Origin of the sequence: Labrys methylaminiphilus subsp. lupini (genome assembly GCF_051161885.1) — a bacterium.
Lineage (GTDB): Bacteria > Pseudomonadota > Alphaproteobacteria > Rhizobiales > Labraceae > Labrys.
Genome location: NZ_JBMDIH010000001.1, coordinates 1,682,514 through 1,696,023 on the forward strand (window position 1 = coordinate 1,682,514; position 13,510 = coordinate 1,696,023).

Sequence of the window (13,510 nt, forward strand, 5' to 3'; positions counted from 1 at the left end):
CTTGCGTTGACGGCTCCCACTCGTCGACTTGGCCGCGTTCCTGCCACAAAGTGACCGCTGAATTCAGCCCGCACCTTGGAGCATCCAGAGATCTCCAGCGTGCTGGACATAGTTGAGTTGCTTAAGTGGCGGTCGAACTTGGATAGAGCTTTTCGCGAACACGCATTGGACAGCGCCGGACCTGCCAGTGGTCGTGTCCACGTGCCCGGGGGATTCCGCTGGCCGGTCGGCACCGTCGCGAAAAAGCCATCAACTTTGCGGCTTTGGCATAAGAGCTGCCGTGAATCGGTCAAAGAATCGGCAGAAGTGTCGGCTATGTCCTTCACGATGAACCAGATTTCTCTCTTGGCCGACTGGCAGGACGCTGGCGGATCCGCAGGCCGGGTCCAGGCGCGTCATGGCCAATCCTTGACCTGGCTGCGCTGCCTTCTCGGCGCCGGTGGTCTCGGCCTTTTCCTGTCCCTGGGTTGCGTGGGGGCACAGGCTTTCGATGGCACCAAGACGCCGGCGGATGATCCTTCTCCGATGCAGGCCTTTCGCAACGGTACCAAGGCCTATAAAGCCGGTGACCTCGCCGGAGCGTCCCAGGCACTGGAATTCGCCGCCAGCAAGGGCCATGCTTTGGCCCAGTGGAAGCTCGCCCGCATGTATTCGGAAGGGGATGGCGTTCCTCGCGACGACAAGAAGGCATTCGACTATTATCAGGCCATCGTCGATGCCCATGGCGAGGACAGCCCGGATACCGCCCAGGCCCGCTTCGTCTCCAGCGCGATCGTCGCGCTCGGCTCCTATTATGTTTCCGGCATCCCCAATGAGGTGAAGCCCAACCCCAGGCACGCGACCGAGCTGTTCCAATATGCCGCCACCTATTTCGGTGACAGCGACGCGCAATATAATCTCGGCCGCATCTATCTCGACGGCAATACCGTGCAAAAGCGCGATGCCATCACGGCCGGCCGCTGGTTGCGCTTGGCCGCCGACAAAGGCCATCGCCAGGCCCAAGCCGTGCTCGGCCATCTCCTGCTGTCGGCAAGCGACATGCCTCGCCAAGGCGCTCGTGGCCTGATGTATCTGACTCTGGCGCGCGACGGCGCCAATGGCGAGCGTGATCAGTGGATCATCGATCTGTATGACGATGCCTTCGCCAAGGCTACGCCGGACGAGCGCGAGATGTGCCTGACCTATCTGGCGCAGTTCCTCAAGGATCATTCCTGATCCGATGCGTCGGCTCGGGGAGGCGTGAGACGCGACCTCGGGCGTTATGTGGCGCCGCGGATTATATCAATCCGCATTGAGATCCGCTCTTCATCGGATCGCAGCCCTATCCTCAGGATGTCAGTATTTTCGAGGCTAAGTAGAACCGGGCAGCGTTGAACGTGCAGCGATCAAAGCTGGGTCACGCCCTGCCAATTGGGTTTCGGATTTTCTATCAACTTTTTGAAATGGTTTGAGTAATAGTCATAGAGGCGCTGATACCGTCCCTGATAGGTCGAGGCATTCTTCTCCAATAGGCTGAGGGCTTCAACGAAATCGCCGGCCCGATAGGGCGGCAGGATTTCCGCCTGGGCGCCTTGCAGCCGGAGGAAGGCGGTGTCCGCCTCGCCGGTATGGAGGGCGAAGAGGCCGATGGCGCCCTGGCGGCCACGCACCATGGCACGATCGAGTTCCAGGAAAGGCATGTCGGCGGCAGCGCGGCTGGTGGCCTCGGTGACGAGAATCTCCACGCCATAGAGCTTCGTGAGGGCTTCCAGGCGCGAGGCGAGGTTGACCGCGTCGCCGAGGGCCGAATATTCGAGCCGCTGCTCCGAACCGAGATTGCCGACGCAGGCTTCGCCCGTATGCAACCCGATGCCCATTTGGATCGGCGGATCACGGAAAGCGCGCGCCATGATGGCGATATCCAACGCGGCCTTGCAGGCAAGAGACGCATGGTTCGGCATGTCGAGCGGCGCATTCCAGAACGCCATCATGCCGTCGCCGATGAACTTGTCGATAGTGCCGCTATGGCGAAGAACGGCCTCCGTCGCCGGCGTATGGATGCGCCGGATCAGCGACACCACGCCTTCCGGCGACTGCGTCTCGGCGATGCCGGTGAAATTGCGCACGTCGGAAAACATGATGGTGAGTTCGCGGATCTCGCCGCCGAGCACGATGCGATCCGGCGCCTCGACCAGCCGCTCCACCACCGCCGGCGTCACGAAGCGGCCGAACATGCTGCGCACCTCCGCACGCCGATGCTCGGCCTCCTGGTAATGATAGACCGTGGCGGCGAGGAAAATGATGAGAATGCCCGTGCCCGGCATCACCGCATCGAACAGCACGCCCTGCCGCACATAGAGAATCCAGCTCCAGCAGGCGATCATGATCGGGATGGAGAGGCCTGCAACGGTCGAAACCAGCGGCATGTTGCGGGTGCGCCGCAAGATCCAGGCGAGCAGGACGCCGAGCACGATGATGAGGAAGGCTTCAACACCCCGCATCCAGTCTGGCCGCACCAGGCTGGCGCCGGCGAGAATCTGCTCGACGATCTGTGCGTGTACCTCGACACCGGGGAGCGCCAGTTCGACAGAGGTCGTCCTCTGGTCGCGCAGGCCGATGGCGACGGCCCCCACGAAGATGATGTGATCCTTGACGTCCTCAGGATTGAAGGTGCCGTCCAGCACGGAAGCAGCCGAGATCCAGGACGAGGGCTCCGAGCGGCGGGCAACCAGGCGGACTTCGCCGTTGCTGTCGGTGTCGATGAAGATGGCCCTATCGCCGTCACCGATCTTGACGGTGTTGATGCCACTTTGAACGCCGAAGGCCGGCGCGCCGCTGGCATTGGACGAGCGCACCATGAAAGTGTCGGCCCCGATGGCGACGCGAATTGTTTCCATCGACAGGGATGGCGCCATCTTGCCGCCGATGGCGACGAAAGTCGGCACCTTGCGAATGACGCTGTCGCCATCTGGGAGCCAGTTGATGGTGCCGGCGCCCCTGGCAGCATCGTACAGCACGGGAATCGGCATCTTGGCAGCGGGGAAGGCCTGAACGAAATTGATCGGATCGTCCCCCAATTGCCCGTATCCGCTCTTGATTTTGACGGGGTCCCCCACATCGGTTCCAAGCACGCCGAGCACGACCGGTGTCTGTTCCATGGTCTGGGCGAACATGACATCATAGGAGGCAGTGGACGGAGACATTGCCTTTTCCAACGCTTCTCGTTCGGCGCTGGTTGGCAATTTCTTGACGAGCAATCCAGGCGAGGTCTGATCCGCTTCGCTGAACAGGATATCATACGCGATAACGACGGCTCCGGCATCGGCGAGCTTGCGCGTGAGTTCGGCAATCACGTTGCGCGGCCAGGGAAACTGGCCGATCTCGGCGAGGGATTTCTCGTCGATCACCACGATACGCACGGGCGAATCGGGGTCCCTGCCTTTCGCGTGCCAGCGCTGGTAGGTATCGAAGACGATGTCCTGCAGCCGAGGCAGCGGGGCCGGGCTCAGCAAGGTCAGCAGACTGAAGATCAGCAGGGGTATGGCTACCACCAGCGGATATCCCAGGAAGCGCTTCAGCCGCATATCGATGTCACGCTCACACTCCGCCCCGAAGCTTACTACTGGAGTAATTCGGCACGGTCTGCCAGTGATTTATCCCAATCTCGATGTTTTCGGGCGGGCCATTCGGTTGCAGATTCGAAAACCCTCGCCTCTTGATCGTGGAAGCGAATGCGTCATGATGAAGATTGCATCGGCACCTGCAAATCGGTGCGCTTGGCGAAGGTGCCGGAGAATGGGTGCCGCTTCCCGGCAAGAACGATACGACCACAGTCTCTCCAACGGGTTACCGGCATGCCCTCATCGCGCTTCCTGACCTTCCGTCTCCTGGGACTAGGCGCCCTCTGCGCGGTTGCAGCCATGCCCGCTTCGGCAGCGGAGACCGTGGGCAATACGGTCGGCGTCACCCCCGCCGCCATCGGCACGGTTTCGGGGGAACTCGGCGTCGATATTGCGGTCTATCGCGACGAGACCGTGCGCACTGGCCCTTCCGGCGCGCTTGAAATCAAATTCCTCGACCAGACGCGTCTGGCGCTGGGCTCCTCGTCATCGGCCAAGCTCGATCGTTTCGTCTATTCGGGCGGGCAGGCCAGGGATGTGGTGATCGGCCTGTCGAAGGGGGTGTTTCGCTTTGCCAGCGGTCTCTCCGCCAAGAAGGCTTATTGGATCCAGACGCCGCTCGCCGGCATCGGCGTGAGAGGGACCAATTTCACCGCTGAAATCAGCGACAATTATGAGCGATTCACCATCTGGGAAGGTGTCATCGAAGTCTGTCCGCGTCAGAAAGGGCTCTCGATCGACGAGGAGCGCAAGCGGCGTTGTCCCCTTCTAAAACGGCGGGGAGATACCATCACCATTTTCCCCGGAAGCAGATCGCGCCGGGGCGGGCCGCCGGTGGTGTTCTCGCCCCATTGTGCCGAGACCGGCGCCGGAGCTCAGCTCTGCGGACGCTATGGCGGCGAGGGCGGCAAGAATTGTGGCCAGAGGCGGCCAGGCTTCAACTTCCCCACTTTCAACCCGCCGCAGCAGCGAGGCTGACGCCCCGGTCGTCGACTGGACGACGAGCTCTTCGACCGTCAGAGGGCCAGATCGCAGCGAATCGGCACGTGGTCGGAAGCCTTTTCCCGCCCGCGCATCGCCTTATCGATGGCGCAGCCCTGGAGGCGCGATGCGGCTTGCGGCGACAGCAGCAGATGATCGATGCGAATGCCGTTGTCCTTTTGCCAGCCGCCGGCCTGATAGTCCCAGAAGGTGTAGTGTCCTGACGCATCCTCGCAGGCCCGGAAGGCATCAGTCAGGCCCAAGGCCAGTAATTCGCGGAACTTGGAGCGGCTCTGCAGCAGGAACAGGGCATCGTTCACCCATTCGGCCGGATTCTTGGCGTCGGCCGCCTGCGGAATGATGTTGTAGTCGCCCGCCATCACGAAGGGTTCTTCCAGCGCGAGCAGACCGCCGATATGCAGCCTGAGGCGCTCCATCCAGCCGAGCTTGTAAGGGTATTTCTCTGTGCCGACCGGATTGCCGTTGGGCAGGTAGATCGAAGCGACGCGCAGCGCTCCCGAGGCGGTCGAGATTACGGCCTCGATATAGCGGGCCTGTTCGTCACCCTCGTCGCCCGGCAGGCGCGTTTTCACTTCGTCGAACGGGTGTTTGGAGAGAATTGCCACGCCATTGAAGGTCTTCTGGCCGTGGACGGCGACATTGTAGCCCAGCGCCTCGATGTCGGCGGCAGGAAAGGCCTCGTCGACGCATTTGATCTCCTGGAGGCAGACGACGTCCGGTTGGGCGTCCTTCAACCAACCCAGCAGATGGGGAAGCCTTTGGCGGATGGAGTTCACGTTCCAACTGGCAATACGCACCATGTTACACCGAGAAGCTCGTGCCGCAGCCGCAAGCAGCAGTGGCCTGCGGGTTGTTGATCTTGAAGGCGGAACCGATCAGATCCTCGACATAATCGAGCTCGGCGCCTTCCATATAGTGCTGCGACATCTCGTCGATCAGTACCGTGGCGCCTTCCTTGGCGATCGCCAAATCATCGTGATGACGTTGGGTGTCGAACACGAATTTGTATTGGAAGCCGGAGCAGCCGCCCCCCTCCACGCTGATGCGCAGCATCGAGCCGGAAGGTTCATTCTCAAGGATCTTGGCGATCCGGCGCGCAGCGCGGTCGCTTACGGAAACGGGGCTGGTCATGGCATCCTGCAAACTTGCTTGCGTCCTGTTCCGAAAATATGTGCGAAGGGCCGAAGGTTCAATGCTCGATCGTGTAGCGTGAAGAGCGAAGCCGAACTGGGTACGGATGGGCAGCATCCAGAAAAACGACGTTTCCTAATGCGTTTTGCGATGAGATGGAATTCCCAAAAATCGCAAAGACGCGCTGAAACAAAGAGTTAAAGCAAATCGGCGTTCAATTGTGCACGCACTTTGCTCTAGGATTGCAGGGGAACAAGGCTTGTCCGCCGGATTCCAAACGCTCTTCGATCTCGAAAAGAATTGGCATGCGCTCCGCAGTGTTGTCGATGACATTATAGCGCCAGCGGCCTTGCGCCTGCCATAGGCCGCGTTCCTCGTTGCCAGTGAAGGCTATGCGGCGACCCGGCCTGCGTATCGGTGAGCGATAAGCCGGGGATGTCACTGCCCTGGGCGCTGGCGTTCCACCAGCGAGAGTGCCGGGCGGCGGCCGGCTTCCCGGCGTGTGGGTGTCCCGTCCGTTTCGGACATGGCGCGCATATCGAGAGCAGGTCGCCGATACCGGGCACGCCTGTGGGCTGCTGCGACGTCCGCCACTTCGGAAAGAAGCTTTGCCATGACCCGTGGCAGTCTCTATGCAGGCGCAAGCAAGGCGTGAGGCGCGATGGCCGAACTCGACATACCCGATTGCGTGATCCGCCCTCGTGGCCCGTGGGCGGTGGCGCCTCGATCGCGCGGACGGCTGTTCGCCGAGCCGCAGTCACCGACGCGGACCGATTTCCAGCGAGACCGCGACCGCATCATCCACTCCACCGCCTTCCGCCGCCTCAAGCACAAGACCCAGGTTTTCGTCGCGCATGAGGGCGATCATTACCGCACCCGGCTGACCCACACGATCGAGGTTGCCCAGATCGCCCGTTCGATCGCCCGTTCACTGGCGCTCGACGAGGATCTCGCCGAGGCACTGGCACTGGCTCATGATCTCGGCCACACGCCGTTCGGCCATACCGGCGAGGACGCGCTGGACGAGGCGATGCGTTCCTATGGCGGCTTCGACCACAATGCCCAGTCTCTGCGCATCGTCACCCGCCTCGAGCGGCGCTATGCCGAGTTCGACGGGCTCAATCTTGCCTGGGAAACCCTGGAAGGGCTGGTGAAGCATAATGGGCCCCTGTTGCGGGCAGATGGCAGCCCCGTCGCCCGCTATCGCGAACGGGGCATCCCCGTCGCCATCCTGGAATATCAGGCTCAGCAGAATCTCGAACTCGAGAGTTTCGCCAGCGCCGAAGCGCAAGCCGCCGCCATCGCCGACGACATCGCCTACAACGCACATGACATCGATGATGGGCTGCGCGCCGGCCTGTTCGAACTTGCGGACATGCAGCAGGTAGCGCTGGCGGGGGAACTGCTCGCCGAGATTGCAGAGCAACATCCCGGGCTCGACCGTGGGCGCACCACCCACGAATTGATGCGCCGCGTGATCACCCGGCTGGTGGAGGACGTGATCGGCGTGGGCAAGGCTGCCTTTACATCCGGGCTCTACCGGTCGAGCGAGGACGTGCGGGCCGCCGGCAAGATGCTCATCACCTTTTCGCCGTCCGTCGCGCAGGCCGACAAGGGTATCAAGGGCTTTCTCTATCCCAACATGTACCGACACGAACGGGTCATGCGCGTCCGCTCGCATGCCGCACAAGTGGTGACCCGCCTGTTCGATGGCTTGTTTGCGGATATCAGCCTGATGCCGGCCGAATGGTGCGAAGGGCTGGAAAACACTCGGGAGGACAAACGTGCGCGCCGTGTCGCCGACTATATTGCCGGCATGACCGATACTTTCGCTCTCAACGAGCATCGGCGCCTGTTCGGAACGGCGCCGGATCTGCGCTGACGCCGCCATGGACCTGATCGAATGGCTCAGGCGCGGTGTAGAGGGAGCCGTCGCCTCGTTGCAGGCTGCGGGTCGTCTGCCGGCTGGTCTCGACCTGGCCTCGATCGAGATCGAAGCGCCAGGCGGGTCGGGGCGGGGAGATTTCACCTGCAACGCTGCGCTCGTACTGAGCCGGCCGGCGGCACTGCCATCCCGGACCCTGGCTGGTCTCCTCGCCGAAACGCTGGATGGGACCGATGGCGTCGGCGCCATCGACATTGCCGGACCCGGTTTTTTGAACTTGACGCTGACGCCGGCCATCTGGGCACGGATGCTTGCCGCTGTGCTGGAGGCCGGTAGCGGCTATGGCGCCAGCGAGCGCGGCGGGGCAGTTTTCTCCACGATCGCCTTTCACGCCACGGATCCGCAGAGCACTAGGCCCTTGTCGCCGGCGCGCTGCGAGGCTGTCGGCACTGCCTTGGCCAACATGATCGAGCATCTCGGTTTTCGTGCAGACAGGCGCCTTCGGACGCGCTCTGAGAAGGCCGATGTCGTTGTCAGGCTCGGACCGTTCCTTGGCGTGAAAGGGCGGGAAGCTGCCACCGTGGCGGGCCGCTTTGCAGACGATCTCGATCTTTCGGTGGTCGCCGGCGTCGTCGGTCGCGATGCCGCTTGCCTGGGCATGCTGATGCAGCCCGCCGGCGCTCCGCTCGTGCTCGATCTCGACCATTTGGCCGACCATAGCCATGCCAATGCCGTCTTTCACCTGCATTATGCCCATGCTCGTTGCTGCGCTCTGCGCCAGCGGGACGAAGGGATGGGGCATGTCGATTTCGACCACAGTCGCTGGGATGTCCGCGCTTTCGAGGATGAGGGAGCACGGTTGATTCTACGCCTGCTCGCCCTATATCCAAGCCAGATCGATCTCGCCGTCAGGCAGTGCGAGCCCTACAGGCTGGTCCAGCACCTGTGTGGCCTCGCCGACGGGCTGCACCAGCAATATTATCGCAGCCTTGGTGCTCCGCATTTACGCTTCATTAGGGATGATGATCGATTGTTAACAGGCGCCCGCTTGGCGTTGGTGCGCGGGGTCGAGACGGTTCTTAAGTCTGGACTCGCCTTGCTCGGCAGTTCTGCGCCGGACGAGATGCGCTGAAACGAGATCGGCCGCTTTGGCCGCAGATCGCCCCGGTGGTCGACCAGCCTGGTCAGGAACGAGTCATGATTGAAACCGAACATCGCCGTGCACAAGCCAGCAACAGCGATCAATGGCTGGCAGATCTGGCAACCACAGGCGCCGATCACGATGTTTATGCTGAAAGGCGCGACACAAAGGCCTATGGTGCGGCCGGCGTTTTGCGTTCGCGGGAGGCGGGCATGACGGATCGCTATGATCGCAACGGGCACGAGGTTCGCGACGGCCATCCCGAAACCGTGACCAAACACGCGCAATCAGAGCAGGCGCAGGCCTATCAGGACGAATATTACGACGACCGAGATGTCGCCACGCGCTCGTCGAAGGCCTATGTCTTCGACGATGAACGTGAAGAGCAAGGGCCCGAATGGGTCTATGACGAACAACGTGGCGTTTGGGTCGACCACGACGGCAATCCCTATGTCGAGGCCTATCCCGAGGGCGAGGAAGATCGCTATGCTCCGGCCGCCGATGACGAGTATCTGGCGCCGCGTGCCGAGGCCCGGGTACCACGCCGCAAGTCACGCGGCAGTGCCGTCAGCCTTGCCGCTCTCGTTCTTGTCGCCAGCATCGGCGGCGGTATGGCCTATGTCTGGAAGAAGGGCGGCTTCGTCGGCAGCGACATTCCGGGCATCGGCAGCGCGCCGCCGGTGATCAAGGCGAGCACCGATCCGGTCAAGATCAAGCCGGCCGAGAACGCAGCGGCCGCCAGCCAGCCGACCCACGAGATCTTCAATCGCAGCAACCAGACCGCTTCCGTCGCCAACGAACGGCTGGTGCGTCATGAGGAGCAGCCGGTTGCGGTGGTGCCGACGCGTCCGGAAGGGACGGCAGCGCCGGCTCAGGCGGCGCCCGACGCCAATGCGACGCGTCCGGTGACCACCAGTAACATCGTGCTCCCCAATCCCGAGGGGGCTACGACGCCCGACCAGACGGCCAGCAACACTGCGGAAACCCGGGTTGCGCAGGCACCCGACGAGCCGCGGCGCGTGAAGACCATCAAGATCATGCCGGATAGTTCGGTGGTGACCGGTGAAGCGCCGATTACCAATGCCGAGCCGCCTGCCCAGCAGACCCGTTCTCTCGATGTCTCGGCCCTGGCGCCGACGCCTCCGGCCGGCCAGCCGTCGTCCGAGACGGCGCCGGCCGCTCCCGCGGCCCCCGATGCCGGTCCGCTTGTGCAGGGCGGCTCGGGTCAACCGGCTGCCCCGGTCGCAACCGTGCCTGCCGGCACGGCTGCTGCCCTGCCGGATGACCAGGCACCCGCGCAGGCGCTGCCGGGCGAGGAGGATGGCGGCGCCACCACGGTGGTCGAACCGACGCAGACCCCGGCGGCACCGCCAGCGGTGCCGCCGGTCCGTCCCCGCCATATGCCTCCGGCGCCAAAGCCGGCACAGGTGGCGTCGGCCGAGCCAGCCGCTGGGGCTGCCCCGGCGCCGGCTCCGACCGCTGCCCCGGTCGCCAATGGCAGCTATGTCGTCCAGGTTTCGTCGCAGCGCACGCCGGCCGACGCCCAGAACGCCTTTCAGTCGCTGCAGCGCCGCTTCGGAGGCGTGCTGAACGGTATGAAGCCTTCGATCCGCAAGGTCGATCTGCCTGACCGCGGCACCTATTACCGAGTGCGTGTCGGAGGCTGGTCCACCCCGGCCGAGGCTACGGCCTTCTGCGGCAAGCTCAAGGCCGCCGGCGGTGACTGCGTAATCGCCCGCAACTGATTGCGGGCCGCTCCGAGACTGCAGATTTGAGAGTTTTCGACTAGCCAAACTGGATCGGGGCGACCGGAGCCGAGTTCCGATCGCCCCGATCCAGTTTGGCTTGATCGGCCTTCGCAGATTTTTCTGAAAGCCAAAGCGTTTTGCGATTTGACGGAATCACCTGGAATCGCAAAGACGCGCCAGAACAATGAGTTAGAGCAAAGAGCGTTCAGCCATGAACGCTCTTTGCACGAGGAGACTGCCATGCCCCAATCGGCGCTGATCCTGGGTTGTTCCGGTCTGTCGCTCACGTCCGACGAGCGCGCCTTCTACCGGGATGCAAATCCGTGGGGCTTCATCCTGTTCCGGCGCAATGTCGGCACGCCGGAGGAAGTGCGGGCCTTGACGGCTTCCTTGCGCGACGCAGTGGGGCGTGACGCTCCGATCCTGGTGGACCAGGAGGGGGGGCGGGTCCAGCGCCTGACCACACCCCATTGGCCCAAATATCCGGCAGCGCGGCGCTATGGCCAGATCCACACCAATGATCCGGTGACGCGCCGCGAGATCACCCGATTGGCGGCGAGGCTGATCGCGCACGATCTCCTGGCAGTCGGCATCAATGTCGACTGTCTGCCCGTGCTCGATATTCCCGTACCAGGCGCTCATGACGTGATCGGTGACCGGGCCTATGGCCTCGACGCGACTACGGTGGGCACGCTGGGCCGGGCCGCCGCCGAGGGCATGATCGCTGGCGGTGTGCTGCCCGTCATGAAGCATATGCCGGGGCATGGCCGGGCCGGCGTCGACAGCCATCTCTCGCTGCCGATCGTGACGGCGAGCAAAGCCGAACTCGAATCACTCGACTTCCTGCCCTTCCGCATGCTCGCCGACATGCCCGCTGCGATGACCGCGCATGTGGTTTACAACGCTTTGGACCCGTCATCCCCAGCTACGACGTCCAGAAAGGTGATCCAGAATGTGATCAGGAAGGCGATCGGCTATGATGGTCTCCTGATGAGTGACGATCTTTCCATGCAGGCTCTCGAAGGAACATTGGAGCAACGGGGGGCGGCCGCCTTTTCGGCCGGCTGCGATCTCGGCCTGCATTGCAATGGCAAGATGGATGAAATGATCGGGGTGGCGCGTGCCGCTCCAAGCTTGGCAGGCAAGGCGCGGCGCCGCGCCGATGCCGCCTTGGCCCGCATCCGGCATTTGCCGGAGCCGCTCGACATTGACGAGGCGCGTGAACGGCTGGCTGGGGCGCTCGCCGGCGGAGAGACGGTCTGAATGAGCGATGAATTCGAGGAGGAGGTGAGGGCGGATAAGGCGGTCAGCGATCCCATGCTCGTCGTGGATGTCGATGGCTTCGAAGGACCGCTCGATCTGCTGCTCGAATTGGCGCGTCGCCAGAAGGTCGATCTCACGCGGATTTCCATCCTCGCCCTTGCCGAGCAATATCTCGTCTTCGTCGAGGAGGCCCGCCGCGTCCGCCTCGAACTGGCGGCCGACTATCTGGTGATGGCGGCCTGGCTGGCCTATCTCAAGTCGCGCCTGCTGCTGCCGGAATCGCCAAGGGGCGAGGAGCCTCCAGCAGCGGAATTGGCCGCGGCCCTTGCCTTCCGCCTGCAGCGCCTGGAAGCCATGCGCAATGCCGCCGCCCAGTTGCTGGAGCGGGCCGTGCTTGGCCGCGACGTGTTCAAGCGAGGCATGCCCGAGGGCATCCGGCTCAACAATCACGGGCGATTCGAGGCGACGCTGCACGATCTGCTCTGCGCCTATGCCCAGCAGCGCCAGCGGGCGATGGTCGGCTATGTCAAATTGCCCGAGCGCAATGTCTGGACGCTGTCCGAAGCACGCGAATTGCTGGAATCGTTGATCGGCCCGGCGGCGGACTGGCTCAGTCTCGACGAATTTTTGGTGGACTATCTGGCCGAGCCCTCGACAAGGGCTACGGTTCGGGCCTCTAGCTTCTCTGCAAGTCTCGAACTCGTGAAGGAAGGCAAGCTCGATCTGCGCCAGGCTACTCCCTTCTCGCCGATCTATCTGCGCTCGCGTGGTGATGCTGGCCAAGCAGATTCCTCCTGATCGAACCATGGCTCGATCAGGAGGAATCTGCAGAATTTCAAGCGCTTGCGGGGTTTCCTGATATTGCCGTTCACAGGCGATATCGGGAAACCCCGCTCGGGGTCAGTTTCTGGCCTTGGAGGCAGGGCGGGTGACGGCCACTCCGTCGGGGGCAGACTGGTATTGGCAGGCCATGCAGGTAAGCGCTCAATTTCGTGGCGCGGCCCGCATAGGGAAGGATTAGACCTTGGGCGAGATTGCATCGTTCCAGCCGGAAGGCACGGAGCAGACCGATCTGCAGCAGCATATGCGCTTGATCGAAGCCTTGCTGTTTGCGGCGACGGAACCATTGGACGAGGCGACGCTGGCGTCGCGGCTGCCCGAGGGGGCCGATATCGGCGCTGCCATCGGCACCCTGCAGGCCGACTATGCCACGCGTGGTGTCAATCTGGTCAGGCTGGGGGGGCGTTGGGCTTTCCGCACCGCCGACGACCTCGCCTGGATCCTGTCGCGTGATGCCTATGAGACGCGCAAATTGTCGCGGGTGGCGATGGAGACCTTGGCGATCATCGCCTATCACCAGCCGGTAACCCGTGCCGAGATCGAGGATATCCGCTCGGTCTCGATCTCCAAGGGCACCCTTGACGTGTTGCTGGAAACCGGCTGGGTGCGCCTGCGCGGGCGCCGGCGTGCCCCGGGACGGCCGGTGACTTATGGCACCACGCCCGCATTTCTGGAGCATTTCGGCCTGGACGGCGTCGGTGATCTGCCGGGGCTCGATGAACTCAAGGGCGCGGGCTTGCTCGATGGCCGCCTGCCACCCGGCTTCAGCGTGCCCATGCCCAATGATGACAGTGCATTGACGCCGGACGAGGAGCCTCTGGAGACTGCCGACCTCTCTTTCGCATTTCCGGAACCGGAACCCGAACATGAAGGTTGAGTAAGAACGGCGAACGTTCTTGTT

At 63.1% G+C, this 13,510-nt stretch carries 11 protein-coding genes; 8 read left to right on the top strand and 3 right to left on the bottom strand.

The genetic code is table 11. The features are described from left to right. Nucleotides 1-315 precede the first annotated feature (315 nt). Nucleotides 316-1,215: a tetratricopeptide repeat protein gene (locus ACN6KF_RS07945; protein ID WP_434956326.1), complete on the top strand. Its 900-nt coding sequence runs from the start codon at nt 316-318 to the stop codon at nt 1,213-1,215. 170 nt (nt 1,216-1,385) lie between these two features. On the opposite strand, the gene ACN6KF_RS07950 is transcribed toward ACN6KF_RS07945, so the two are convergent. Next, nucleotides 1,386-3,563 carry a CHASE2 domain-containing protein gene (locus ACN6KF_RS07950; protein ID WP_434956327.1) on the bottom strand — a complete coding sequence of 726 codons (2,178 nt, stop codon included), beginning with the start codon at nt 3,561-3,563 and terminating at the stop codon, nt 1,386-1,388. Nucleotides 3,564-3,833: 270 nt separating this feature from the next. Between ACN6KF_RS07950 and ACN6KF_RS07955 the strand changes: the two genes are divergently transcribed. After that, nucleotides 3,834-4,577 (top strand): FecR family protein, encoded by a 744-nt coding sequence (locus ACN6KF_RS07955; RefSeq protein WP_434956328.1) that lies wholly within the window; start codon nt 3,834-3,836, stop codon nt 4,575-4,577. A gap of 38 nt (nt 4,578-4,615) precedes the next feature. Here the strand turns inward: ACN6KF_RS07955 and xth are convergent, their stop codons facing one another. Further along, nucleotides 4,616-5,398 carry an exodeoxyribonuclease III gene (xth, locus tag ACN6KF_RS07960; protein ID WP_434959633.1) on the bottom strand — a complete coding sequence of 261 codons (783 nt, stop codon included), beginning with the start codon at nt 5,396-5,398 and terminating at the stop codon, nt 4,616-4,618. 4 nt (nt 5,399-5,402) lie between these two features. Continuing rightward, a complete protein-coding gene (gene erpA / locus ACN6KF_RS07965) occupies nt 5,403-5,732 on the bottom strand; it encodes an iron-sulfur cluster insertion protein ErpA (RefSeq protein ID WP_434956329.1) in 330 nt (109 codons plus the stop codon). A gap of 661 nt (nt 5,733-6,393) precedes the next feature. Here erpA and ACN6KF_RS07970 point away from each other — a divergent pair. The 6 genes from ACN6KF_RS07970 (at nt 6,394) to scpB (ending at nt 13,486) form a co-directional block, all read left to right on the top strand. Continuing rightward, nucleotides 6,394-7,614: a deoxyguanosinetriphosphate triphosphohydrolase gene (locus ACN6KF_RS07970; protein WP_434956330.1), complete on the top strand. Its 1,221-nt coding sequence runs from the start codon at nt 6,394-6,396 to the stop codon at nt 7,612-7,614. A gap of 7 nt (nt 7,615-7,621) precedes the next feature. Then, a complete protein-coding gene (locus tag ACN6KF_RS07975; protein ID WP_434956331.1) occupies nt 7,622-8,749 on the top strand; it encodes a DALR anticodon-binding domain-containing protein in 1,128 nt (375 codons plus the stop codon). A 65-nt stretch (nt 8,750-8,814) separates the two neighbouring features. Further along, nucleotides 8,815-10,503 carry an SPOR domain-containing protein gene (locus ACN6KF_RS07980; protein ID WP_434956332.1) on the top strand — a complete coding sequence of 563 codons (1,689 nt, stop codon included), beginning with the start codon at nt 8,815-8,817 and terminating at the stop codon, nt 10,501-10,503. A 243-nt stretch (nt 10,504-10,746) separates the two neighbouring features. Next, entirely contained in the window at nt 10,747-11,769 is a 1,023-nt protein-coding gene (nagZ, locus tag ACN6KF_RS07985) for a beta-N-acetylhexosaminidase (RefSeq protein ID WP_434956333.1), read from the top strand. After that, entirely contained in the window at nt 11,770-12,567 is a 798-nt protein-coding gene (locus tag ACN6KF_RS07990) for a segregation and condensation protein A (protein ID WP_434956334.1), read from the top strand. A gap of 286 nt (nt 12,568-12,853) precedes the next feature. Continuing rightward, entirely contained in the window at nt 12,854-13,486 is a 633-nt protein-coding gene (gene scpB, locus ACN6KF_RS07995; RefSeq protein ID WP_434959634.1) for an SMC-Scp complex subunit ScpB, read from the top strand. Nucleotides 13,487-13,510: the final 24 nt, after the last annotated feature.